Annotated in this window: 17 protein-coding genes and 1 pseudogene; 9 read left to right on the forward strand and 9 right to left on the reverse strand. The window is 68.5% G+C overall.

Annotation, left to right across the window (positions count from 1 at the left end; all coding sequences use genetic code 11):
* Nucleotides 1–32: 32 nt before the first annotated feature.
* Complete coding sequence (locus tag WMF27_RS07685; protein WP_437769571.1) at nt 33–1166, reverse strand: alpha/beta hydrolase family protein; 1134 nt, start codon at nt 1164–1166, stop codon at nt 33–35.
* 816 nt (nt 1167–1982) lie between these two features.
* Here WMF27_RS07685 and WMF27_RS07690 point away from each other — a divergent pair.
* Complete coding sequence (locus WMF27_RS07690) at nt 1983–2312, forward strand: hypothetical protein (protein ID WP_437769570.1); 330 nt, start codon at nt 1983–1985, stop codon at nt 2310–2312.
* A gap of 100 nt (nt 2313–2412) precedes the next feature.
* Nucleotides 2413–4002 (forward strand): annotated as a pseudogene (locus WMF27_RS07695) (IS1182 family transposase).
* 158 nt (nt 4003–4160) lie between these two features.
* Here the strand turns inward: WMF27_RS07695 and WMF27_RS07700 are convergent.
* From WMF27_RS07700 to WMF27_RS07710, 3 genes are all read right to left on the reverse strand, one after another.
* A complete protein-coding gene (locus WMF27_RS07700) occupies nt 4161–5261 on the reverse strand; it encodes a poly(ethylene terephthalate) hydrolase family protein (protein WP_437769569.1) in 1101 nt (366 codons plus the stop codon).
* 786 nt (nt 5262–6047) lie between these two features.
* The gene (locus WMF27_RS07705) at nt 6048–6632 is read right to left on the reverse strand and encodes a hypothetical protein (protein WP_437769568.1); all 585 of its coding nucleotides are present in this window, start codon (nt 6630–6632) and stop codon (nt 6048–6050) included.
* 201 nt (nt 6633–6833) lie between these two features.
* Nucleotides 6834–7415: an NADPH-dependent FMN reductase gene (locus WMF27_RS07710; RefSeq protein ID WP_437769567.1), complete on the reverse strand. Its 582-nt coding sequence runs from the start codon at nt 7413–7415 to the stop codon at nt 6834–6836.
* A gap of 368 nt (nt 7416–7783) precedes the next feature.
* Here WMF27_RS07710 and WMF27_RS07715 point away from each other — a divergent pair, with 368 nt between their 5' ends.
* The 5 genes from WMF27_RS07715 (at nt 7784) to WMF27_RS07735 (ending at nt 13644) form a co-directional block, all read left to right on the forward strand.
* Nucleotides 7784–9289 carry a trypsin-like peptidase domain-containing protein gene (locus tag WMF27_RS07715; protein WP_437769566.1) on the forward strand — a complete coding sequence of 502 codons (1506 nt, stop codon included), beginning with the start codon at nt 7784–7786 and terminating at the stop codon, nt 9287–9289.
* A gap of 301 nt (nt 9290–9590) precedes the next feature.
* On the forward strand, nt 9591–10349 hold the full coding sequence (locus WMF27_RS07720) for a hypothetical protein (protein WP_437769565.1): 759 nt from the start codon (nt 9591–9593) through the stop codon (nt 10347–10349).
* Nucleotides 10350–10529: 180 nt separating this feature from the next.
* Nucleotides 10530–11123 carry an HdeD family acid-resistance protein gene (locus tag WMF27_RS07725; protein ID WP_437769564.1) on the forward strand — a complete coding sequence of 198 codons (594 nt, stop codon included), beginning with the start codon at nt 10530–10532 and terminating at the stop codon, nt 11121–11123.
* Nucleotides 11124–11226: 103 nt separating this feature from the next.
* Entirely contained in the window at nt 11227–11568 is a 342-nt protein-coding gene (locus tag WMF27_RS07730; RefSeq protein ID WP_437769563.1) for an SCP2 sterol-binding domain-containing protein, read from the forward strand.
* A gap of 21 nt (nt 11569–11589) precedes the next feature.
* The gene (locus WMF27_RS07735) at nt 11590–13644 is read left to right on the forward strand and encodes an amylo-alpha-1,6-glucosidase (protein WP_437769562.1); all 2055 of its coding nucleotides are present in this window, start codon (nt 11590–11592) and stop codon (nt 13642–13644) included.
* A 207-nt stretch (nt 13645–13851) separates the two neighbouring features.
* On the opposite strand, the gene WMF27_RS07740 is transcribed toward WMF27_RS07735, so the two are convergent.
* From WMF27_RS07740 to WMF27_RS07760, 5 genes are all read right to left on the reverse strand, one after another.
* On the reverse strand, nt 13852–14847 hold the full coding sequence (locus WMF27_RS07740) for a C-terminal binding protein (protein ID WP_437769561.1): 996 nt from the start codon (nt 14845–14847) through the stop codon (nt 13852–13854).
* Nucleotides 14848–14873: 26 nt separating this feature from the next.
* Entirely contained in the window at nt 14874–16649 is a 1776-nt protein-coding gene (locus tag WMF27_RS07745) for an IlvD/Edd family dehydratase (protein ID WP_437769560.1), read from the reverse strand.
* Between the two features lie 47 nt (nt 16650–16696).
* Nucleotides 16697–17836: a glucose 1-dehydrogenase gene (locus WMF27_RS07750; protein ID WP_437769559.1), complete on the reverse strand. Its 1140-nt coding sequence runs from the start codon at nt 17834–17836 to the stop codon at nt 16697–16699.
* A 255-nt stretch (nt 17837–18091) separates the two neighbouring features.
* A complete protein-coding gene (locus WMF27_RS07755) occupies nt 18092–18406 on the reverse strand; it encodes a cupin domain-containing protein (RefSeq protein ID WP_437769884.1) in 315 nt (104 codons plus the stop codon).
* Complete coding sequence (locus tag WMF27_RS07760; protein ID WP_437769558.1) at nt 18403–21555, reverse strand: outer membrane protein assembly factor BamB family protein; 3153 nt, start codon at nt 21553–21555, stop codon at nt 18403–18405. The genes WMF27_RS07755 and WMF27_RS07760 overlap by 4 nt, the downstream gene beginning before the upstream one ends.
* A gap of 677 nt (nt 21556–22232) precedes the next feature.
* On the opposite strand from WMF27_RS07760, the gene WMF27_RS07765 reads away from it, so the two are divergent.
* Nucleotides 22233–23765, forward strand: a complete 1533-nt coding sequence (locus tag WMF27_RS07765; protein WP_437769557.1) for a hypothetical protein — start codon at nt 22233–22235, stop codon at nt 23763–23765.
* A gap of 286 nt (nt 23766–24051) precedes the next feature.
* Nucleotides 24052–25167, forward strand: coding sequence for a hypothetical protein (locus WMF27_RS07770; RefSeq protein WP_437769556.1), 1116 nt, complete (start codon nt 24052–24054; stop codon nt 25165–25167).
* The last annotated feature ends 359 nt before the right edge of the window (nt 25168–25526 follow it).

A 25526-nucleotide genomic window follows, 5' to 3' on the forward strand; every position in this document is an offset into this window, starting at 1 on the left:
ACCCCGCCGATGCGCTGATCCTGAGCGGCTGCTCAGGGCAGATTGGCGGAAGAGATCTGCCAGCTTCTGTCGGTGCAGAAGCGGCAGCTCGCGCCGACGAGCATGCCCTTGCCGGTGGCCGATTCGTCGCCCTTGAGCCACCAGTTGAGCCACGCCAGGTTGACCTGGGTGAACTCGCCGCCGTTGCGAGCCCACAGGTCGCCCCCATGGTCCGCGCCGACCTTGGCGAACATCATGACCGGGATGTCACCCCGGGCGGCGATGTTCTCGTAGTCTCTCGCGCCGTTCTCGTTCGCGCCCAGGCTATCCTCGGTGCCGGTGACGATCAACACGGGGGTGTGAATCGACTTGTAGAAGGCCTGATTCACCGAGAAAGAGCCGCTGCTCGTGTGTCCCCAGGTCGTCATCCTGGGATCTGCGGCCGTCCCCGCGGCCATCAAGCCGCCGCAGGAGAAGCCGTTCGCGGCGACCTTCGTGGTCTCGATCTTCCGGTAGTAGGCGCTGCAAGGCTTCTGGTTCTCGGCGATCACCCAGTCGACGTAGGCGAGCAGCACGTCGCCGCCGCCCCCGAGCTCGCGGTTGGGCTCCTTGCCTCCCGGCGTCCCGTCCGCCACCACGAAGTAGCCATGCGAGGCGATCTCGGCCATGGCCGCTTCGGTCGCGAGCCCGTCTCGCGAACATGCGCCCTCCCCCCAGACGAAGATCGGATACTTGGCGTTCCCTCCGAGATCCTCCGGGCGAAAGATGGTGCCCTGGTTGATGCCCGGGTCTGAGTTCGTCTCGACGACCACCTTGTGAGGGCCGCTCCCCGACCGGCTTCCACCGGCCGGTCGTGACCCGGTGCACGTGCCGGTGAAGCCGCCGCCGTCGCCGCCGTCGCCGCCCGAGCCCCCGCTCCCGCCCGCCATCTCCCCGCCGCCGGCAGACGCTCCTCCGCCCGTGCCCGCGCCCGAGCCGGAGGGGTCGGACCCTCCGGCCGTGCTCTGCGAGCTGCTCGAGCCCGAAGGCAGAGGCCCCCCGGTGGTGCTCGCCTGCTCGCCGCCCGAGCCGCTCACGCTCCCTCCTGCGCCCGCCGGGGCTCCGCCGCTCCCCCCGATGTCGCCGTCGCCGTCGGAGCCGCCGCAAGCGCCGACGATCATGCCCAGCGCGGCCAAGGTGAAAGCCAAACTAGATTTGTTCTTCATAACAACACCGTATTCCCTCGAGCGATCGAAGAAATGGACTCCACTCGCGTCTCTCCGCGATTCGAGTCGCTGGTGGCCTGGTGTGCCCCCGAGGCGTCGCCCTCGACTCGACCCACGCCATGAATCTTTATCGCAGCTCGGATGAGGCAGCGCCCGGCCCGGCGCCGGCCGGGCGAGGTCGCGATATGCAATCACGACGCGGGGCGAGCGCGGGGCTGCCTGAGCCGACGGCAGAATACCCAGCTTGAAGTCGAAATGGTCCAGGTTGAACCGCCGATCGGACCGGCTCCCCGCGAACCGCAGGCAAAGGTCGTGCACGCCATCGGCCGGTGTCATGGAACATTCGATGTTTACCTGACCTTGCCATCCTCCCGTGGTGCTGGCGGGGCACGTGTACACGGGTCTTCAGGCGCCCCACGGACCCTGGCGGCACGCCGTCGATCGTCGAAGCAAAAGGATGCCCCTCGAGGAGGAAAGTGAACGTTCACATTCCCGATGTCAATTCCAATCGACCGGCCTGCGGCTGTCCTCGATCCCGAGGGGAGGACGAGGCTGGCGGGCGCTCCTTCGGAGCGCCGCGTCGAGTCAGGGCCCTTTCGGAGCGCCGCGTTCGGAGGGGTGGGTGCAGGATCGCGATCTTCGCTGGTCCGCTCGGCAGGCGCCGAGGCGACGTGGCCATGCCCGCATGTGTGTGCGTTCACAAATGTGTAACGGGACGGAATGCGCTGGAGGCTGGAGAGGCTAAAATCTCTTGACATCCACGAATGCGCTGGGGCGTCCTACCCGCCGGAGGTCTCGATGTCGACCGCGCCCGGCCAACGAGGCGACGCGACGAGGCGGAGGCTCTGCTGCCCGCTGCGCGCTGCGCGCGGAGCCCCGGAGGAGACGCCGCCTGCTCGGCCCGCCGGTGGCGTCCAGCAGGAGAGGGGCGGCAGCGTCGGTTCACCAGGTGACGCGGTAGGTACACGAGTCGGCGCCGCGCAGCTCGATCTGCTGAAAGAACAGGACTGGCGCGGCGGGCCCACCTGGGAAGGCCGGGAGTCGATCCTGCTGCGGACGCAGGATGACCCGATCATCACCGACGACAACATGGCGACCGAATGGTGGGCGTTCGGCACGTACCCCTAGAGGACCGATCAGGTTGATTTTGCGATAATTCCGGTCGCTTCGATGCAAGGCTCGACGGTTTCGTCGGGCCATGATCTCGTCCGCGTCCGGAGGTGCACGGATGGAACGATGGTTGCCGCCGGTGGAGCTGTCGCGGCAAGAGCAGGCGCTGATGAAGCGGCTGACGCGCGTGAGAGCACTGTTCGGCTTTCTCAGGCTGCACCGGCACGAGCTGTTCGATGAGACGTTCCAGGAGCAGCTGGAGGGCATGTACCGGACGACGGGGGCAGGCGAGGCGCCGCATCCACCGGCGCTGATGTGCATGGTCACGCTGCTCCAAGGCTACGTCGGCGCATCGGATGCCGAGGCGGTGGAGTTGTGTGTCGTGGACCTGCGCTGGCAGATGGTGCTCGGCTGCCTGGGCGCGGTGACGCCGCCGTTCTCGCAGGGCGCGCTGCAGGCGTTCCGAGAGCGGATGGTCGCGCACGAGATGGACCGGATGCTGCTGGAGCGGACCGTGGCGCTTGTTCGGTCCGGCGCGATGACGGAGGGCGAGAGGCGTGCGGTGTCCAAGGCGCTGCGCGTGGCCATCGATAGCCGCTCTTTAGCGGGGGCCGGGCGGGTTGAGGACACGATCAACCTGCTCGGCCACGCTGCACGCAGCATCGTCCGCGTCGTGTCGAAGATCACGGAGCGTCCGCCCGAGGAGATCTGCCGCAAGGCGGGCATCCCGCTGCTTCTGGCTCCCAGCATCAAGGCCGGGCTCGACCTGGACTGGAGCGACTCGTAACAGAAGGCGGCGGCGATTCAGATCCTGGAGCGGCAGGTCTCGTCGTTGCAGCAGTGGGTCGACCGCCACATGGACGACGTCGTCGAGCAGCCGCTTCGCATCTATCTGGATGCGGTCACCCAGGTTCGAGACCAAGACCTGGAAACAGTCGAGGATGGGACCGTACGCATCCGGCAAGGCGTTGCGCCTGACCGCCGTGTCTCTATTGAAGACGCTGAAATGCGCCACGGCCGCAAGAGCCGCTCGAAGCGGTTCGACGGCTACAAGGAGCACATCGCACGCGACCTTGACCTTCCCATCATTGTCGCCTGCGCGGTCACGCTCGCGAATCGGCCCGAAGAAGAGGGAGCCTCGCCGATCGCCAAGGACATTCAGCGTCAGCGGCTGCGCATCGTCGAACTCCACATCGATCGCGCCTACGTGAACAGTCCCGTCGTTGATGACGTGCTCCGCGCGAAGGGCCGGGTGTTCTCGAAGCCTTGGGGGCAGCGGGCTCGCAGCCCCGACTTGTTCAGCAAGCGCGACTTCAAGATTGACCTGCGTACCAAGACGATTACGTGTCCGGCAGGGCAGGTCGAAGTGTTCGAACCGGGCGACACGGTCGAGTTCGATCCTGAGGAGTGCGGCGCGTGCCCTCTCCGAGCCAAATGCACTCAAGCCGCGTCGGGACGAGGCCGAACCGTGTCCATCGCCGAGGACGAGGCGCTGCAGCGCAAGTTCCGGAAGCTGCAGCAGACCGGGCCAGGACGCGCCGTGCTCCGGCAGCGCACGGCTGTGGAGCATGCGCTCGCCCATATCGCGGCGCGGAAAGGACACAGCGCGCGCTACATCGGCGCCAGGAGAAACCTATTCGACCTCCGGCGCGCAGCCGCCATCCAGAATCTCGAGGCCGCCCAGCGGCTCATCCAGGAGGCGGCATAACCTATCGAAACTAGACGATCTTCAACATGTTTGTCGTCCTAGGTTGCGACATCCTCGAAGAACAGGGCGCGCCAGACGCAGCCAGCCGGGCTCATGTCACGAGCCCGTCCTGAAACGTGATGCTGCCGAGCACGAAGGTCTGCTCGGTGTACCGCCTGTCACTCGTTCCAGTTCTTCCACTCGTTCCAATTCTTGGACTGAGTCTGCCACACGCCCTTGTTGTTGTAGTCGCCACCGTCTTTGAGGAACGCGTCCTTGCGGGAGTTCTCCCCGCCGAGGTGCCAACGCATCCAAGCAACGTTCGCTCCGGCGCCGTCCCAAGGCCCCGAGCCGTGACCACCGCCCTTCATCTTGCCGAGCCAGACTGGCCCCTTGTTGCCGGCGTTGTTGAAGTCACCCTCGGCGTTGGGCGCCTCTTGACCCGTTTCACCGTAGATGATGCCGACAGGGATCTTGAGATTGACGAGGGCGTTGTGCTCGAAGGAGCCGCTGTTGTTGAGCAACGCGGTGGAGACGCGCTTATCGGTTTGAGCAGCCGCTTCCGACGACAGCCCGCCCATCGAGTGCCCGAACACACCAACGCGGTCGAGGATCAAGCGGCCGTACATGGGGCTGTTCTGATCGGCGTCCTGAGCCTCCAGCCAATCGATCGCCGCCGACATGAGCACGGCGTTGCCCGTCGACTCTCGAATACCGACGACGACGAAGCCGTGCGAGGCCATGCGCGTCAGCAGCTGTAGGTAGTCGCGAGGAGGGGTACCTCCGCCCGGACCCCAAATGGCCACCGGGTGCTTCTTGTTGGGCTCGGTGGTGAGCGTCGTCGGCCTGACGAGAATGTGGCCACCGCCGCTGAACGAGAGGTCCTGAACCGTCGTCTCGAGCGGTCCGTTAGCGTTCACATTGTCACCCGCCAGCACCACTTCGGGCCGATTGACCTGGCCGCCGCCGCCGCCGTCGCCGCCCGAGCCTCCGTTCCCGCCAGACGTCTCCCCGCCGCCGCTGGCAGGCGCTCCTCCGCTCGTGGCCGAGCCGGAGGCGTCAGACCCTCCGGCCGTGCTCTGCGAGCTACTCGAGCCCGAAGGCAGAGGCCCTCCGGTGGTGCTCGCCTGCGCGCCGCCCGAGCCGCTCACGCTCCCTCCAGCGCCCGCAGGGGCTCCGCCGCTCCCCTCGAGGTCGCCGTCGTCGTTCAAGCCGCCGCAAGCGCCGACGATCATGCCCAGCGCAGCCAAGGTGAAAGCCAAAGTCGATTTGTTCTTCATAACAACACCGTATTCCCTCGAGCGATCGAAGAAATGGACTCCACTCGCGTCTCTCCGCGATTCGAATCGCTGGTAGCCTGGTGTGCCTCCGAGGCGTCGCCCTCGACTCGACCCACGCTATAAATCTTTATCGCAGCTCGGATGCGGCAGCGCCCGGCCCGGCGGTGCTGACGGGGCACGTGTACACGGGTCTTCAGGCGCCCACGGACCAAGGCGGCACGCCGTCGATCGTCGAAGCAGAAGGATGCCCCTCGAGGAGGGAAAGTGAACGTTCACATTCCCGATGTCAATTCCAATCGACCGGCCGCGGCTGTGCTCGATGCCGAGGGAGGACGAGGCGGGCGGGCCTCCCTCGAGGCGCCGCGCCGGGTCAGGGCTCGTTCGGAGCGCCGCGTTCGGAGGGCGTGCGGCGCAGCTGGCGCGCGGGGACATCTCGACGGTAGCTCACGGTGGTGATTTCGCTCACAGCAAGTCAGCTGACATGTTAATTTTATTGGATTATTACACGGGCGAGATTCACAGGGCAGATCATGTCCACTCGACCGACCCGGAGGCGGGAGAGGCTAAAATTTCTTGACATCCGCAAAGGCGCTTGGACTTCCTGCCCGCCGGAGGTCTCGAGGTCGACCGCGCCCGGCCAACGAGGCGACGCGACGACGCGACGAGGCGGAGGCTCTGCTGCCCGCTGCGCGCGGAGCCACGAAGGAGACGCACGCTGCTCGTGCGGGCCTCGATGATCAGCGAAGGGTCGAGGTGCGCTGCCCGCCGATGATCAACATCCCAGGTTCACCATGTGATGCGGTAGGTACACGAGTCGGCGCCGCGCTTCCGCGACGGGCGGGACTCGTCGAGCACGACGTCGACGCGCGGCCTGACCCCGCGCGACGCCGCTCGCCGCGCCGTGCCGAGCAGGATCCCACGATCGAGCTCCGAGGGATAAGGCGTATCGCAGACCATGATGATCTGGTGCTTCTCCGGATGACAGCGGTAGTGGCCGATCCCCTCCCGCATGACGCCGGTCGCCGGATCGAACATCACCTCTCCGTCGAGCCTGTGATTCATGTGGTATGCCACGTCGATGCTCTGGAGGGCATCCACCATGGTCGGCGGCATGGCCGGCCACACGGCGTGATCCACGGTCGCTTTCCCGATGGCGAGCAGCGTATGGTCCCCGGTCGCCCGGGCCACGCCCTTCAGCATGTCGAGGAGCATCTGGAGAGGGTACCACTCGCCCGCGACCAGGTCGGACGCGCCCATCGTCGAGAGCACCTTCTTCCCGATGTCTCCGTGCGCCCCGAGAGCCGTGGCGACCGACGCGAAGGTGGTCCCGGAGCCCTCGAGCCCGAGATGAGGAGAAACGTATTGAACCATATCCGATGGTGGTTGAGGCGCTCCTTCCACCGATGACCGACGATATCGAACATCGCGCGACACCGCAAGACGCCCCGCTCCTCGCCGGCTTGCCCGCACGCGCGTTCGCGCTCCTGTCGTCGGCGTGGGCGTGGAGGTCGATGTAGGAGGACGACCCCGCCGACCCTCGCTGCCGGCGAGGACGATCTCCGGCGCGGGGTCTCATGCGACCAGGGGCCGGGAGATCTCGCCGGCCTGCTTCGCCTGGACGATGGCCTGAGCGAACCAAAGGTACTCGTCGAGGAACCTGTCGGCCGCCTTCGCGACCTGCTCGCTCCTGAGCTGGAGCGACTCGTCAAAGACGTTCTGGACCTCCGGGACGAGCAGCTTGAGCGGCAGCGGGAATGCTCCCAGGCTCAGGATCACGTGCTGGAGCTGCGTCGAGGCGTTGATGCCCCCGAGCTTCCCCGCGGAGACCGCGACCACGCCGATCGGCTTCTTTCTGAACTCCTCCCAGAAATGGTCGAGGGCGTTCTTCAGCACGCCCGAGAAGCTCCCGTGGTATTCCGGCGTCACGAACACGAGCGCGTCCGCCCCGCGGAGGCGCGCGCTCAGCCCCTGAACCGTCGCCTGGAGCTGCGGGGGGCGACCCGACCGGTCCTCCAGGATCGGCAACGGCGTCTCCGCCAGATCGATCCGATCGGCCTCGGCGCCCCGTTCCCGGAGCTTCCGCTCCAGGTGATGGGCGATCTTGTGCGACTGTCTCCCGCTCCTCACGCTGCCGGTCAAGATGGCTACCTTCATGGTGGTGCTCCCCAGGAGGACGTTCTCCCGATGCGACGAGGGTAAGCCCGGGATGTCCGCCTGCTGGAGGCGGCGCCAATCCATTGGACAATGGCCAATCCGTCGTCAGGGGCACGCCCCCGCGGGCGCTCGCGCCCCGGGCCGCGCCGGCTCGATGCAGCGTGTGCATGAGGTCCATGGCGCATATGAATTGGTGCGCGCCTCACGAGGAAGTAGATCCCCCTCGCTGAGAACAGGACGAGCGTGCCACTCGGAGGTCCTTGCTTGTCGGGCGTCAGAACCTTGCTCGACGCCGGCCAGGCATTGACACGTCGTCATCGGGCCCGCCCGGTGATCCTCGCTCTGCCTCGAACACTTGGGAGCTTGTCATGAGAGCGAACCACTTCATCATTGCTGCTGGCTTTTTGTCCGTGGGGGCCGCCGCGGGGTGCGCGGCGCCGGCGCCTGCCGGGGAGGAGGCCGCCGGCGAGGCCCGCTCCGAGGTCATCTATGGCCAGGATGACCGAGAGGAGCCCTTCACGTACGCGGATCCCGCCTGGGCCGCGCGGGCGCTCGACTTCACCGTGGCGCTCATCCCCGCGTCGGCCGTCGACGACTCGGACCCGAACGACATCCAGATCGCCGGGCCCACGTGGGCGGGGCGCGACGGCGTGTGCCTCGACGAGCGCTTCGCGTCCCAGCCGGCGCTCGCCGACTGCAGCGGAACGCTGATCGACGACGACCTGGTGCTCACGGCCGCGCACTGCATCAACAACTGCAACAATAGCCGCTTCGTCTTCGATTATGCGATGACGCCGTCCGGCCAGCTCGGCCAGATCACCAGCGATGACGTCTACAGCTGCGTGGATTTCGTCAGCTATTACCAGGACCGGCGGGGAGCGGACTACACGGTCGTGCGGCTCGACCGGCCGGTCGTGGGGCGGACGCCCGCCGCGGTGCGTGTGTCGAGCGATCCCCTGGCCGTCGGCACGCCGCTCGTCGTGCACGGCTTCCCCCGCGGGTTGCCGCTCAAGCTGGCCGACGGGGCCGCGATCCGGAGCAACGCGCCGAGCCTCGACTTCTTCGTCGGCAACCTGGACACGTTCGTGGGCAACTCCGGGTCCGGGGTGTTCGACCTGAACACGAAGGAGCTCGTGGGCATCCTGGTGCGCGGCGAGCGCGACTTCGTGCAGGACGGCGACTGCGTGCGTCCGTTCACCTGCGCCGACGACGCGTGCCGAGGCGAGGACGTGACCTATGCCTTCCGGGCCATCCAGGCCATGTGCGAGCGCACTGTCTCCGACCTGTGCTCCTGCGGCGACGGCGCCTGCGGCCCGCTCGAGAGCCCGGCCTCGTGCGCGAGCGACTGCTCCTGCGGCGACGGCGTCTGCAGCAGCGGCGAGAGCACCACGTCGTGCCCGGCGGACTGCCAGCTGGAGGTGCTGTACGACTCCCACGCGCCGCAGCCGAGCTGGGTGACGCCCGGGATCCAGGTGCGCAACACGGGAAGCGAGAGCGTGTACCTCGCGGGCTCGACCGTGCGGTACTACTTCAGCCAGGAGCCGCCCGGCCCGCTCGAGGCGACCTGCTGGGGTTGCTCGAGCGAGCTCGAGATGAGCTTCCACGAGGTGCCCGGCGGCGGCTGCGCGGGCGCGACGCATTACCTCGACGTGCGCTTGCCGTTCCTCTCGGTCGATCCCTCGTCCTCCACCGACCGGTTCAACATCGCGTTCCACGCGTCGAGCTGGCAGGCGTTCAACCAGTCGAACGATTACTCCCACGCCGGGGGCAGCTGGAACTGGGCGCCGAACCCGAAGATCACGATGTACCGGCTCGGCTCCAGGGTCTTCGGCGACGAGCCCTGCCCGGGCCTCTTCATCCCTCCCGCCGACTGACCGCCTCGGCCGAGGTTCGCGGTGTTCGAGCTCCACGAGCGCGAGCTCCTGGCCGACGGACTCCGACGCCGACGGCGGACGCGCGGGTGACCGGGCGGGCGGGGACTGGCAGCCGACCGAGGTGCGGAGGAGGGAACAGGAACACGATCTCGCCGGCGGCCGCGACGCTTGACGACGGGGGGCCGGTCTCGATGTTGCGCGCATGGGGCGACCATCCACCGGGCGACGTCCGCAGTTCCCTTCCACCGTGCCACGACCGGTCCGGGCGCGCGCCGGGCGCACACCGACGGAGCGGACCCCGTTGGCGCTGCGGACCTTCGGCGTCGGCATCGACGAGGCGACGAGGGCGCACGTGCGCCAGACCCTCGGGGCGAAGCTCGGGCGGTTCGCGCCCGACATCGAGCGGCTCACGGTGCGCTTCACGGACGTGAACGGTCCGCGCGGCGGCGTCGACGTCGCGTGCGACGTGAAGGTCGTCCTGAGCGGGCACCCGAGCGTCGTCTACCAGATGCGAGGTCGAGAGCCGCGCGAGACGATCGACAGAGCCGTCCCGGGGATCGTACGGGCCGTGCAGAGCGCCCTCGCGCGCGCGCCGCGCGCCGCATCGCGCGCGCCGCGCGCCGCATCGCGCGCGCCGGCGCGCGGCCCGAAGCCCACGGCGCGAGCGGCGAAGCGCAGCGCGGCGGCCCCGGCGCGGCTCGGTCATCCATCGCCCGAGGGCAGCTTCGTCGGGCGGCGCGTGGGGCGCAGCAAGGAGAACGTCGAGCGCGCGCTGGAGCGGCCGGAGAAGTCGCGGCGTGACGTTCCGGTCGACACGGCCGCTCCGGGGCAGAGCGCGACCGACCGGAAGGTGGGCGGCGGCTCGACGGCGCGGCGTAACACGATGCGGAGGGCACGGAAGGCCACCGCGACGCTCGAAGACTCGGCGCAGGACCGCCCGTCGCGCAAGTCGACGCGCAAGAGCGCCAATCGCGCGAAGCAGGGCTCGAAGCTCCAGCGGCGCGCGGTCCAGCAGGCGACCACTCCGAGCGCCAGGGCCACGAAGGCCGCCGCCCGCTGATCAGGCGGTGCGCTGCTGGACGCCCTCGGCCGCGAAGCCTCCCGCGAGCGCCAGGCACAATGTTCTCGCCGGCGCGCTGGCACGGACGATGCTCGAGGCGGACGCGGTCCCGGCCACCTCGTCCTCGCGCGGCGGGGGACCGACGGGACACGCGTGCTCCACGAACCAGAGAGGTCTCCCATGGTTGCTCCGCTCGGCGCGTCCCCGAGGTCGCTTCGCTTTGCGCAGGTCGACTTTCACACCGTGCGGGAGAACCGCGGTTGGTTCCTCGCGATCGGCGTGGCCTCGATGGTGCTCGGGGTGCTCGCGTTCGTGATGCCCTTCGTCGCCTCCCGGGTCACCGCCATCGCCCTCGGCTGGTTGATCGTGCTCGCCGGCGTGGCCGAGGGCTGCCACGCCATCCAGAGCCGCGGCTGGGCCGGCGCCAGCTGGGAGTTCGTGAGCGCCCTGGTGCAGGTGGCGTTCGGGCTTCTCCTTGTGCTCGCCCCGATGACCGGCAAGCTCGCGCTGATGGTGATCGCCGCGGCGTACTTCGTCTCCGAGGGCGCGCTCAAGCTCATCCGCGCCTATCAGCACCGCGGGCTGCGGGGCTCGGGATGGCTCGTGTTCGACGGCCTCCTGGCGCTGGGGCTCGGGATGCTGATCCTCACGGGCGGCGCCACCACGGCCGTGAGGGTGCTCGGTTTGCTCGTCGGAATCAGCCTCATGACCGGCGGTATGTCGATGATCCTGATCGCGCTGGGCGGCGCTCGCGTGCTCCACACGCGACCGTGAAGAGGCGACCTCCGCGCCGTGCAGAAGGGCACACCCCTTGCTCGGGGTGGGGTGCGCGGGGAGCGCGAAGGCCAGGTTGGCAAACCGGACACACTCTTTGATCATGTCGCAAGCAAGGAAGCTCATCAAGGATCTCGCGGCAGGACGCTACGACGCCCGCCTGCGAGGAACACGGAAGGTGTGCGCCGTGCAGCTCAGCGACGACGAGCGCGTCGTCGTGGAGATCGCCGACGGGTCCTTCGGAATCGCGCCCGAAGGCGCGATCGAGGACTGCCAGCTCTCCTGCTCGCTCGACGATTTCCTGCGGATCTTTCGCGGTGAACAGAACCTGATCACGGCGATCATGCAGGGCCGCGTCGGCGTGCGAGGAGACCTGGGCGTCGCCCAGATGTTTCAGAGCGTCTTCTCCCCGGGAGATCAACAGGCTCCGGAAGCGACGCGCTGAGCCACCGTCATCGGAGGGCCCATGGAACGGCAAGTGAGCATTCTGGACGGCGGCACGTTCGTCGTCAGCGATCTGCGCGGCAACATCGAGCACTCCGTCAGCCGGCCGCTCGGCCTCTTTCACCTCGATACGCGCTTTCTCTCCGAATGGATCCTGACGATCGACGGCGTCGTCCCGGCCGCGCTGTCCACCGACGACGTGCAGTACTTCCAGGCCCAGTTCTTCCTCGTCCCGAGGCCCGCCGCGATGTACGTCGAATCGACCCTCTCGATCGTCCGGAGCCGGTTCGCGGGCGACGGCTTCCACGAGGACCTCCTGCTCATGAACCACGGGAAGGTTCCCGTCGAGCTCGAGGTCCGCATCCAGGCCGGCGCCGATTTCGCCGACCTGTTCGAGGTCAAGGACATGCTCCCGAAGAAAGGGGAGCGCTATCACCGCATCGAGGACAATCGGCTCGTCCTCGGCTATCGACGCGAGCGCTTCGTGCGCGAGACGTGGATCTCCGCCTCGCAGCCCGCGCAGATCGATCCGAGCAGCTTGACGTTTCGGGTGAGCATCGCGCCGCACGGCCGCTGGAGCACGTGCCTCGACGTCGTGGCGGCGATCGACGGCCTCGAGGAGCGGCACACCCGGGTGAAGTACGCCCACGGCGAGAGCCACGCGCGCCCGAACATCGGCATCAGCCTCGAGAGCTGGATCGACCACGCGCCGCGGCTCGTCACCGCGAGCGAGACGCTCGCCCGGACGTACGAGCGGAGCCTCATCGACCTGGCCGCGCTGCGCTTCTTCTCCAAGCTGATGCCGGACGCCGCCATTCCGGCCGCCGGTCTACCGTGGTTCATGGCGGCCTTCGGCCGCGACAGCATCATCACGAGCCTGCAAGCGCTGCCGTTCGTCCCCGAGCTCTCGCGCTCCACGCTCCGCTATCTCGCGCGCCGCCAGGGCAGCCGCCGGGACGACTTCCGCGACGAGGAGCCGGGAAAGATCCTCCACGAGGTTCGCTGGGGCGAGCTGACCGCCTTCGAGGAGCGGCCGCACTCCCCCTACTTCGGCTCTGCCGACTCGACGCCGCTCTTCCTGATCCTGCTCGACGAGTACGAGCGCTGGACCGGCGACGCGGAGCTCGTCCTGTCGATGGAGCACACCGCGCGCGCCGCGCTTCGATGGATCGACGAGTGGGGCGACCGCGACGGGGACGGGTATGTCGAGTACGACACGCGTAACCCCGAGACCGGCCTGGAGAACCAGTGCTGGAAAGACTCGTGGGACTCGATCGTCTTTCATGACGGATCGCTCGCGCGGCGGCCTCTCGCGTGCTGCGAGATCCAGGGCTACGTCTACGACGCGAAGGTGCGCGGCGCCCGGCTCGCGCGCGAGTTCTGGCGGGACCCCGAGCTTTCGGCGCGCCTGGAGCGAGACGCGGCCGAGCTGAAGCGTCGATTCAATCAGGACTTCTGGCTCGACGACCGCGGGTTCTTCGCGCTCGCGCTGGACGGCCAGAAGCGCCGGGTCGACTCCTTGACCTCGAACATCGGCCACTTGCTCTGGAGCGGTATCGTCGAGACATCCAAGGCCGAACGCGTGGTGGAGCACCTCCTCGGACCGCATCTGTTCAGCGGCTGGGGGGTGCGCACCATGGCCGACGACGAGGGCGGGTACAACCCCATCGGATATCACGTGGGCACGGTCTGGCCGCACGAGAACTCGCTGATCGCGCTCGGGCTCCGGCGTTACGGCTTCAGCGTGGAGGCCGGGCGCGTCGCGACGGGCAACCTGGCCGCGGCGCCCTTCTTCCACTACCGCTTGCCGGAGGCGTTCGCCGGGTACCCGCGAGAGCTCACCAGCTTCCCTGTCGAGTATCCGACCGCGTGCAGCCCCCAGGCCTGGGCCACCGCGGCTCCCTTGCTCTTTCTGCGCGTCGTGCTCGGGCTGGAGCCGATGGGCAATCGCCTGTTCGTCGATCCGGCGGTCCCCGCCGAGCTCGGAGAGATCCGGCTGCTCGACATCCCCGGGCGCTGGGGCAGGTGCGACGCCTTCGGTCGAGCGCGCCCGGAGTCGGGGCTCAGGGCGGCGTGAGTCGCCATGGCGACGGCCAGCTCGTGGCCGGCACGCTCACGTCGACCCACGGCTCCTCGACCTGGTTCGGGGTTGATTGTCGCATGGACGCGTCCCTCCACTCCATTCCAAGGCATCCGCTCCAAGGCATCCGCTCCAAGGCATCCGCTCCAAGGCATCCGCTCCAAGGCATCCGCCGTACCCGCCGGCGCCGGCGAGGCGGCGCGCTCAAGCGGCCATGAGGTTCACGGGCGACATCGGCTCCTGTCCGGACAGGACGCGAACGACCTCGCTCGCCGCGAATCGTCGGACGAACTCGATCGACTCTTCCGAGTAATAGGCAGCGTGGGGAGAGATGACGACGTTCTCGAGCGAGAAGAGCGGGCTCGTCGGCCTCCAGTCCCGGCGCTTCGCCGGCTCCTCGGCGAGGTCGTCGAGCCCGGCCCCCGCGATCCATCCCTCCTCGAGCGCCCGGTACAGAGCGCCGTCGTCGATGATCGGACCACGGGCGGTGTTGACGAGGATCGCTGTCGGCTTCATGCGCCGGAGCTCGCGTTCCCCGAAGAGACCACGGGTCCCCTGGGTCAGCGGCGCCTGGATGACGAGGTAGTCGGAGCGCTCCAGGAGCTCGTCGAAGGACACGGGGTCAGCGCCCGCGGCGCGGATCTCGTCCGTGTCGAGAAAGGGGTCGTGCGCCGTGACGCGCACACCGAAGCCCGCCATCCTCGCGGCGACGTTTCGGGCGATCGCGCCGAACGACAGGAGCCCCAGGGTCGCGCCCCGCATCCGGTGGATCGGCCGGCCATCCTGCCAGGACCAGGATCCGCCGCGCGTGGCACGATCGTACGCGGGCAGCTTGCGGGCGAGCGTGAGCAAGAGCGCCACGGCGTGGTCGGCGACCTCGTCGGCGCACCAGTCGTTCGGCGCGTTGGTGACGCGGATCCCACGGCGGGTCGCCGCCGCGACGTCGACGGTGTCGACCCCGGTGCCGTACCGAGCGATGACCTGGCAGCGCCGGAGCCCCGAGATGGCTCGCCCCTTGATCTCGGCGTACTGCGTGAGCACGCCGACGGCGTCGCGCGCGACGGCCACGACGTCCTCCTCGGTCTTGCACTGCGCGGCGACCAGCTCGAAGCCGGCCGGCTCCACGAGAGAGCGCTCGATGTCGACGTCGCCGAAATCGTAGTCCAGCACGACGACCTGGCCCGTCCGTTCCATGCTCATGGTGTTTACCTCCGTTCCCGTGCCGTTCAGTGTGAATGACGAGGCAGCCCGCGAAGCTGAACGAGGTGCTGGTACCGGACGGCCGGCTCGAAGCACGCGCCGGTGGACAGGGGACCGACCGTGTTCCGGTAGATCTCCTGCCATGGCGTCTGGCTCTCGAGCTCCGGCAGCTTCAGGGACCTGCGGCGCTGCTCGATCTCGTCGTCGGAGAGCAACACGTCCACGCGACGTCGGCGCAGATCGACCTGGATGCGATCCCCCGTCCGGATCAGCGCGAGGCCGCCGCCCACCGCGGACTCGGGCGACGCGTTCAGGATCGAGGGGCTGTCCGAGGTGCCGCTCTGGCGGCCATCGCCGAGCGTCGGCAGGGATATTCCCTCTCGGACCAGCGCGTCGGGCGGATCCATGTTCACGACCTCCGCGGAGCCCGGATAGGCGATGGGCCCCGTGTTGCGCATGACGAGGATGCAGCGCTCGTCGATCCCGAGCGACGGATCGTTGATGCGAGCGTGGTAATCCTCCGGCCCCTCGAAGACGATGGCCCGCGCCACGAAGACACCGGGATTCTCGGGGTCCGACAGGTAGCGGTCGCGGAAGATCTCTCCGATGACGCTGCTCTTCATGACGGCCGAGTCGAAGAGGTTCCCGCTCATGACGAGCAGGCCGGCGGCGCGGAGCAGAGGATCTTCGTACGGTCGGATCACGTCGCGGTCGGCGACGGCGGCGCTCGCCACGTTCTCCCCCACGGTTCGTCCGGACACGGTGAGCGCATCCCCGTGGAGACGGCCTGCGCGGAGCAGCTCGTGCATGACGGCGGGCGCCCCCCCCGCGCGATAGAAGTCCTCTCCCAGGAAGCGCCCGGCGGGCTGGCAGTCGACGAGCAAGTGGACGTCTTGCCCGACCCTCTGCCAGTCGTCGTTCGTCAAGTCGACCCCGACGTGGCGCGCGATGGCGTTCATGTGGATGGGGCAGTTGGTCGACGCGCCGATCGCCGAGGCGACGGCGATCGCGTTCTCGAACGCCGCCTTGGTCATGATCGCGCTCGGCGTCAGGTCCTCGTGCACCATCTCCACGATCCGGCGCCCTGTCGCGTAGGCCATCTGCGCCCGCTCCCGGTAGGGCGCCGGGATCGCCGCGCATCCGGGCAGCGACATCCCGACGGCCTCGGCGAGGACGTTCATCGACAGGGCCGTTCCCATCGTGTTGCAGTGTCCCACGCTGGGCGCCGCCGCGGCGACCATGTCCATGAACTCCGTGTAGTCGATGCTGCCGGCCGCGAGGAGCCGGCGAGCCTCCCAGATCACGAGCCCCGAGCCGGCGAGCCTCCCGCGGTAATATCCGTTCAACATCGGCCCGCCCGAGAGCACGATCGCGGGCAGGTCGACGGTCGCCGCCGCCATCAGGCAGGACGGCGTGGTCTTGTCGCAGCCCGTCGTGAGGACGACGCCGTCGAGCGGGTATCCGTGGAGCACCTCCACCAACCCGAGGTACGCGAGGTTCCGGTCGAGGGCCGCGGTGGGCCTCTTGCCTGTCTCCTGGAGGGGGTGCGCCGGGAACTCCAGCGGGATCCCGCCGGCGTCACGCACGCCCTCCTTGATCCGGACGGCGAGGCTCAGATGATGGCGATTGCATGGCACGAGGTCGCTCCCCGTCTGGGCGATCCCGATGACGGGGCGGCCGGACTGGAGCTCTTCACGGGTCAGCCCGAAGTTCAGGTAGCGCTCGAGGTACAGCGCCGTCATCTCCGGATTGGTCGCGTCGTCCCACCACGCCTGGCTCCTCAGCTTTCGCTTCTGGTTCATCGCTGTCCTTCCCGGTTCCCGGTTCCTGAGCGAGGGGGCGCCACGGCCTACCCGGCAGCCCGAAGCCCTTCATCGCGCGCCGCCGTTCCGGCCTCTGCGATGTGGATCACCGTCTTCGCTCCACCCCCCCCTGCGCGCAGCAAGGCCGGCGCCTCGTCGAGCGAGATCCGCCGCGCGATCACCCGGCGCGCGGCGTCGGGAAACAGGATCAGGAACTGCTCGAGCATCCGGACGGCTGCCTCGTAGGACTTGCGGCCGGCGTTCACGGTCCCGAACATCAGCTGGTTCTGGAGGACGAAATCGCGCATCAGACCGGATGTGTCGAAGTCCATCGCGGGCCCCGGCGCAGGGATGCCGGTGAGGATGAACGCGCCGTTCGCCGCCAGCGCGGGGAGGGCCTTGAAGGCGAACGCCGGCACGCCGACCGCTTCGATGATCACGTCGAACCGCCCGTGGCGCCTCACCAGCCCCGCGACGTCGGTGGACTCGCTCGATACGTAGTCGGCGCCGATGCTGCGCACGAAGAGCGCCCGATCGCCGTCCGTCGGCTCCCTCGAATACACGACCGCTCGATATCCGTTCGCGACCAGCCCCATCGCCGTGAGCACGCCGATCGGTCCGGCGCCGAGGACCAGGCCCCGCGGTGCGTCGTCCTCCCAGGGCAGGCGCGTCAGGGCGGCGTCCAGCTGGGCGAACGCTTTGGCCACGACGCTCAGCGGCTCGACGAGGACGCCGAGCTCGCCGACCCCCGGAGGGACGGGGACGAGGTAGCGCTCCTCCTCGACGAAGAGCTCGGTCATGAAGCCGCCCGCCCCGGAGATACCGCGCTCGATGAACTCGCCCGTCGCGCAGAAGTCCTGGTGCCCGACGCGGCAGGCCGGGCACTCGATGCTTGTGCAGGGTCGACGCACGGTCGGCACCACGAGATCTCCGGGACGAAGGCGAATCATGCCCTCACCCGTCTGCACGACCTCGGCGAGCGCCTCGTGTCCCAGCACGAGCCGGTCCGTCCCTGCCGGGGCGGACCCGTACGTGAACGCGGCGATCTCTCGGTCGGTCCCGCACAGTCCGACCGCGAGGGTGCGGAGCAGCGCGTGCCCGTTCGCCAGCCGCCGAGCATCCGGTCGGTCTTCCTCCTCGACGAGACACACAACCCTCTCGGCCATCAAGGCAGCGACCGACTTCACGCGTCCCCTCTTCCCGCGAGCACCTGCTCGCTCGTCGTCGTGCGTGCCAGGCAGGGCACGCCGGCGCCGGGTCCCATGGGTCGTGCGTCCGGATGCGGCAAGCCCGTGGCGAGCACTCGCCGGTGACCTAGCGCTTCAGAGAAGTCGGTCGCTTCCCGGCGGGCGCGGAGGCGGTGAGCTCTCCCGTGTGATCGCGTTTGACCGGATTGGACCTGACTCGATTGGCCGCTTGCTGCCGGCCCTCCACGAGATGCATCACTGGACGGGCAGCAACGGGGCCACGCCCCGGTTCTTCACGAGCACGACCAGGAACTTCGCGGGCTTCTTGGTGCTCGCGTTCCGGCCGACGGTGTGGATGTCGTTGGGCCCCTCGTAGAAGGTCTGGCCCGGGGTGAGCGTCACCTCCTTGCCGCCTTTCACGCCCATCACGATCGAGCCCTCGAGGACATAGATGAAGCCGTGGGCGTCGTGACGGTGCACCGGAGCCGTTGTCTCCTTGGGTGCTGTCGCCGCGCCCGCCACCGCCGGGACGACGACGGCCAGCGCCGGGGACGCCGCCGAGGCGCTCAGGGGCTCATCGTGGCGACGAAGACATCGGCGCCGGCCGCGTGGGGGATCGGCCCGGTCCCGAAGTCCGTCGGTCCCTCGGCAGCGCCGGTGATGGCGATCGTGCCGTTCGGGGAGACGGCGATGTCGTTCGCGCTCGCGTCGAAGCTGCTCGTCCAGAGCGCCGTCCCGCCCGCGTCGAGCCTGGAGAGCCCGTCGCCGGCGATGACGATGCCGCCGGAGCCATCCAGGGCGATCGCGTTGCCGAACGGGATCGAGCGGCTGAAGACATGCTCGCCCGCGGCGTCCAGCTTGACGAGCACCGGGCCCTCGGGGAGCACGCCGCCGCCGACGTCGACGGTCCCGTCGGTGTAGGCCGTCAGGAGGATCTCGCCTTCGGCGGTGACCGCCAGCGCGAGGGCCGACGCTCCGAGTTCCGCCTCGGAGGGATCCGAGGGGCCGAACTGGCGGCTCCAGACCTCGCCGCCGGCCGGGGTGCGCTTCTGGACGGTGAACCCGTGAGGGCAGGGGCAGGACGGCTGACCGGAGATGAACGCGCTCGTCGTGATCACATTGCCGGCGCTGTCGACCGCGACAAGAACGTTGTCGCTTTGGTGCTGGTAGTCGTTGTGGGACGGGATCGCCGTCGCGAGCGGTTGACTCCAGAGGATGTTTCCTGCGGGATCCAGCTTCGCCAGGGAGGGAGTCGACGGGGGCAAGAGCGGGGCAAACGCCACATAGGCACTCCCGAGGGCGTCGACGGCGAGCCGCCCGAAGAGCTTGTAACCGAACCAGTCCGACGCGACGGATCTCTGGCTCCAGATGTGATTCCCCTCGGGGTCGAGCTTGGCGACGAAGATCGCTTCTTCCCAGCCCGACGCCTGGAGCGCGCAGCCGCCGAAGCTCACGGCCGACATCCCTTGCCAGTAGTTGCCGGCTAGCAACACATTGCCGCTTCCATCGACGGCGAGGGTGCGGCCGGTCTCCGGCAAGTCGCTGCCGAAGCGCTTGCTCCAGAGCAACGCGCCGGCGGGATCGAGCTTGAGGAGGAACACGTCCGTCTCGCCTGCGCTGGTCAGCGGGCCGGCGCCGAAGTCGACGGTACCTTCGAAGGTGCCGATGACGTAGTAGTTGCCTGCGGCGTCGCTCGCGATGGACCAGCCGACGTCGGCGCCGGCGCCGCCGTATCCCCGCGACCATGGTGGCTGCGGAGGGCAATGGGGCTCGCCGTCGCAGCTCTCGTCCTCCGGTGTCACGCAGACCTCTGCGGCGGGCGTCACCTCGCCGATGCAGGGCCCATACCCAGCACCCTCGGGGAGGCATGTCTGCGTGCCAGGAGCGCAGCGCCCGACGCCCCGGGTCCCGGCGGGGCCGGTGTAACATGCGACGACCGAGCCTGGCACGCACGTCGCTGGCGGGTCGCCGCCGGCGGAGCCGCCGCCGTCACCGCTCGATCCTGCTCCGCCGCTGCTGTCGTCATCGCCGCCGCTTGCCGGCGGATTGAAGACGGCGACGTAGGCGTCGTTGGAACCTTCATAGGAAATCGGGCCGGTCCCGAAGTCCACGGGGCCGCGCGCGAGACCGGTGACGGCGATCGCGCCGTTCGGGGACAGGGAGATATCCTTCGCATCTGCATCGAAGTCGATCGACCAGAGCTCCGTCCCGCTCGCGTCGAGCTTCGCAAGGCCGCGTCCGGCGACGACGATGTCGCCGGCGCGATCCAGCGCGATCCTGTCGCCGAAGCGGACCGAGCGGCTGAAGATGGGCTCGCCCGCGGCACCCAGCTTGAGGAGGACGGAGCCGGCGGGGAGGGGCCCGCTGCCGAAGTCGATGGATCCATCCGTCGTGCCCGTCACGAGGATCTCGTCCGCCGCGTCAATCGCCACGGCGTGCGCCGTCACGCCGCCGCCGAACACAGGGTCCGCGCTGGATTCGAACTGTTGCACCCAGAGCGGCTCGCCGGTCGGCGTGTACTTGGAGACCACGAACCTGGTTGCAATGCCCTCGAAGCTCACGCCGTGGGTCACCACCGCCACGGGGTTGCCGGCGCTGTCGAGCGCGAGCCGCGCGTCGCGAACATATTCTCCTGGCAACCTCTCCCTCCAGAGGGTGGCCTTGCTCGCGGCGTCGATCTTGATGAGCTGGGCGTGCTCCCACTGGAGGTACAAGACGTACATATCGCCGCGAGCATCGACGGCGATCTGCTCGACGGAGTGCACCGCCGGAAAATCGTAGGGACCATTGCTCCAGATGTGATTGCCGTCGGGATCGAATTGGGCCACGAAGAAGGATATCAACGGGGCGATGTCTGAGATGGGGAGGGCACACCCGCCCAGATCGATGCTCGAGTGCCCGTACGCGTCCATGTACACGCCGGTGAGGAAGACGTTGCCGTTCTCGTCGACGGTCACGGCGCCCCCCCGCTCGTTGCGCTCGGTCCCGATGTGCTTGCTCCAGAGCACCGCGCCCGAGGGATCGAACTTGATAAAGATGATGTCCGCCTCTCCGGCGCTGGTCACGGGGCCGGTGCCGAAGTCGACGGTTCCACTGAAGGTGCCCGAGACGTAGTAGTTGCCCGAGGCGTCGCTCGCGACGGAGAAGCCCTCGTCGACGCCAGGGCCGCCGAAGCCCCGCGCCCATGCCGGCGGCTGAGCGCAGTGGGGCTCGCCGTCGCAGCTCTCGTCCGCCGGCGTGGCGCAGCGCTCTCGAGCGGGTGTCACCTCGCCTGCGCACGCGCCGTAGCCGAAGCCGTCGGGGCGGCAGGTCTGCGTCCCGGAAGCGCAGCGCCCGACGCCCTTCGTCCCAGCAGGACCGGTGTAGCAGGCGACGACCGAGCCCGGCACACAGGTGCCCGGCGAGCCGCCGCCACCGGTCGAGCCGCCGTCGCCGCCGGTGCCAGGCGCGCCGCCGTCGCCGCCGGTGCCGGGTGTGTCGTCGTCGCCGCCGGTGCCAGGCGCGCCGCCGTCGTTTGATCCTCCCGCACCCTCTGTGACGCTGCTGCTGCTCGCCCCCGGAGAGCCGCCGCTGCCGCCTGTGCCTCCTGCACCGCCGCTACCGCCGCCGCGTCCGATGGGCTCGCACGCGGCGAGGCCAACCAGGGCCGTGATGGTCAGTGCGGATGCTGCTCGGGTGCGACCCGTGAGGCGCCAACGACGCGCAATGTGTTCGGCCATGACCGCTTCGTTGCTCGACATGAGCCACGTATTCATCCGGCCTCCACGAATCGGTGCTGGGGCAGGTGTTTGACCCCTCGTTCTTCAAGCCATGAGCGCCGCGCTGCAATGCTCGCTCCGGCAAGGTGGCAGCCTCGTCCTCGCTGACGCTCTCAAAGAGATCCATCACGCCGTCAGGGCCGCCGAAATCCCTCTCCAGCTCGTCCAGAGGGGGCGGCCCATCCTGGGATGGATATGGAATTTTCCCGCCGAGACGACTTGATGGAGTTCATGCTTCGGACGCGTTGAGCGTCATCCGCCGTGAGAGGTGTTCACGCTCTCGACGTGGGCGAGGTGCGCCTCCGGGATGACCTGGTTCGAGAGGGCGCCCTGTGCTCGCACCGATGGACGTCCTCCTGAGGGGCTCTCGCCTCAAACGTAGGGGCGGTCGGTCCTCCTGAGGCGAGGAGCCTCGGGAGGATTTTTCTTTTGAATGATCCTGTGTACTCTCTCACCTCAAAACCTGCCTTCGCACCTCGAAAACGATGACCTGATCCCCTGCAAGCGGATCAGAACGGGCGATAACGTCTCTGATACGGGGGTATGTAATGCAATTCACGAAATTTCCGTTTCGAGGGCACGTTGGCGGCGAGGCGTGTCCAGTGAAGCGAGAATTTTCTCATGGAGAGGTACAGCGCATGAACCAACAAGCTCGAACCGTTTTCTCGGTAGTGCTCGCGGCAGCTTCGATGGGCGCGGCCGGGCCGGCCTATGCCGGCGTGTCCGTCTCGGGGAGTGTGACGCCCGCTGTCGCTGACCCGGGCGACCCGTGGGATCTCGGGGCGAATGCGCTGCTGGTCGGCAGCGCGCTCAACGCTGAGGAGCCCATGGGAGAGGTGATCGTCAGCCACCAGGGGACGTTGATCAGCGCCGGCGCCTCGGTGGCGGCGGTCCCCTACTCGAGCGGCAGGGTCCAGGTCATCGGATACGGTTCGCGGTGGATCAACCATGGGCAGCTCGCGCTCGGGCTTCGCACCGGGGCGTCCGGCTCGCTCCTCGTGAAACGGGGCGCCCAGGTGACCACCGACGACCTCGTGCTCGGCGTGCGCGGCTATTCGGCCTTCGGATACGTGCTCGTCGAGGGGTACGACGCCTCCCTGACGAGCCAGACGAACGCGTACATCGGCCGCTCGGAGGAGCTCAGCGTCCTCGAGATCAAGCAGGGAGGGAGCTTCTTCTCGAACAACGTATTCATCGCGACGTGCCAGATCTGCCAGGGCGACGTGACCGTCACGGGCTCCGCGACGAGGTGGGTCAACACGGGCGAGTTCGTCGTGGGCGCGAACGGCGGCGCGAGGCTGCGCATCGAGCAGGGAGCCCAGGTCTTCACCGCGAACGCGCAGATCGAGACCTATCGCGGCGAGCCCAACTACTTCGCGAGCTCGGCGACCGTGAGGGGCTGGGACGCCACCTGGACCAACGAGGGGCTGCTGCGCGTCGGGGCCGCCGGGTATGGCGAGCTCACGGTCGGCGCTTATGGAACCCTCGTGACGGAAGACACGGAGATCCGCTCCACGTACGGCCACGGGTTCGTCCGGGTGAACGAGCCCTACGCGTCATGGCGCAACAGCGGCGATGTGACGATCTACGCGACCTTCTCGATTTCCCCGTCGCTCCTCGTCGACGGGCGAGGCGAGGTCAGCATTGGCGGCCTCCTCCGGATCACGCCCTTGTTCGAAGGCGGAACGCCTGGCCCGGAGCCCATCGTGCGCCTCACGCGCGGGGCGCTCGCCGCGGGTGCGATCGAGATCCAGGCACGTGACTTCGACTTCGCCGGCGGCCGCCTGAGCACTGGCAGCTTCGTCGGCGATCTCGCCAATACGCAGGCCGGCGCGCTCTCCGTGGGAGAGGTCTATGCCTCGACGGACGTGGCCGGCGATTACAGCCAGGGCCCGAGCGCCACGCTGAGCGCCACCGTCGCGGGCCCGGGCGCCGCGCCGCTCCTGGTCGTGGACGGGGACGTGAGCCTCGATGGTGTGCTGGAGGTGGTCCCGGCGGACGACACGGCGCCGTTCCAGGCCGGGGACACCGTCGCCCTGCTCGGCTGGAGCGGAGAGCTCACAGGGACCTTCGCTGACGTGCACATCGCCCTGCCGCTCGCCCCCGGGCTCGCCTGGGATACCTCCGCGCTGTACACGACCGGAGAGATCACCGTCGTGCCTTCCGCCTGAGCGGAGGCGCGGTACGACGGGAGCTCCACGTCGGGCCGGGCGGGTCGGCGCTTCGCGCTCGTGGCACATTTACATCAATGGTGGCGCAAACCTCTGTGCGCGTGACGGTGTGGACTCGAGCGGCGCGGCTTCGCCGGGCGCCAACCCTCGCCGCAGGGCGTCACCTGGGCATATACTGGGTGGCGGAGGTTCGGTCATGCCGGTGCGTGGCACGCGGGTTTGGTACTTGGCGCCGATAACGGCGGCAGCGCTCGTCGCGGCAGGCGGTCCATTGGCTTGCGGTAGGGTGCTTCTGGACGATCCAGGCACCGCGGGCGGCAGGGAAGGGGGAAGCTCCTCCGAGGTCGGCGGTTCCGGGGAGGCCGGGAACACGGCGTCAGGAGGAGGTGTTGGAGCGAGTGGCGCGGGCGGGACCACGGGCAACGGCTCCGGCACGGGTGGCCCGTTCGGCTCGACCGGGGCGAGCGACGGCGGCGCGGCAGCGAGCTCGGGCGGCATGGGCGGCGGGGCTCCGGAGGGGACCGGCGGGAGCGCGGGGGCGCCCGCGGAGCTGGACTGCGCCACGGCGCGGCCCATCACGAGCTCGCTCGATCTGAAGTACCAGGTCGACGTCGACGAATTGCCGCTCATCTCGGAGGTCCAGGGGGACCTGACGCTCAGCGAAGGGGTGAACCGGCTGCACCGCCTTGGCTGTCTACGGCACGTCACGGGCACGCTCACCATCCGGTACACGCGTAACCTGCCCACGCTCGAGGGGCTCGAGCGGCTCGAGTCCATCGCGGCGGGGTTGACGATCGTGAACAACGATACGCTCGCGAGCATGGCGGGGCTTGAAGGCCTGAAGGTGGTGGATGGCTCATTGAACATCCATTCGAACCTCCGCCTCGCTGACCTGGGCGGACTCGAGAGTCTGACGACGGTGCGCCATGGCATCCAGATCGAGAACAACCCCGTCCTGGCGAGCCTCGCCGGGCTGCGCAACCTGACCGGCACGGGCGCGGTGGCGCTCAAATCCAACCCGGCTCTCAGGAACTTGCAGGGCCTCGACGGCGTGAGTGAGCTCGCCAACCTGCTCGTCATCGGCAACGCGAAGCTCGAGAGCCTCGAGGGGCTCTCGGCGCTCGAGACGATCTACCAAGATCTCACCATCGGGAGCAACGACGTCCTCACGTCCATCGATGGACTCTCTGCGCTCCGGGCGATCGAGCAGAATCTCACCATCTCGAACAACCGGGAGCTCACGAGCCTCGATGGACTTTCTTCGCTCGAGCGGATCCACTACGGTCTCGAGATCACGACGAACCCGAGGCTCCCCACCTGTGAAGCGGAAGAGCTTTGTGAGCGGACCGGCGTTCCACGAGCGTCCGTGATCAACAACGACGACTCGGCGACGTGCCCCTGACCCGGGGCGTGGCGCGCCGTTGCGCGCGGGGCTGCGCAACTGCGCGGGCGTTCGCTCGACGCGCCTGGTGAGCGAAGGGCACCGCCGCGCCGTCTACCTGCGCAGGGGACGTTCCTGCCGGGTCTTGCTCGTCAGCGCGCCGTCCTGCGCCACCACCGCGTCGCCCAAGCTGGCTGACCGGCATCGCTTTGAGATCTGTTTAAGGAGCGCCCTCGCACCCCGCTCCCATAGTTCCTCCGTACGGCGAAAGCGCCCGCCGAACGGAGGACCTCATGCCCCGCTCCATTGTCGCTCCTTTCCTCTATGTCGTCGCTCTCCCCGCCGCCCTTGCCGCCTGCGGCTACGTCGAGATCGCCCCG

Source organism: Sorangium sp. So ce281, assembly GCF_051527395.1.
In the GTDB taxonomy this organism is placed as follows: Bacteria; Myxococcota_A; Polyangia; order Polyangiales; family Polyangiaceae; genus Sorangium; species Sorangium cellulosum_B.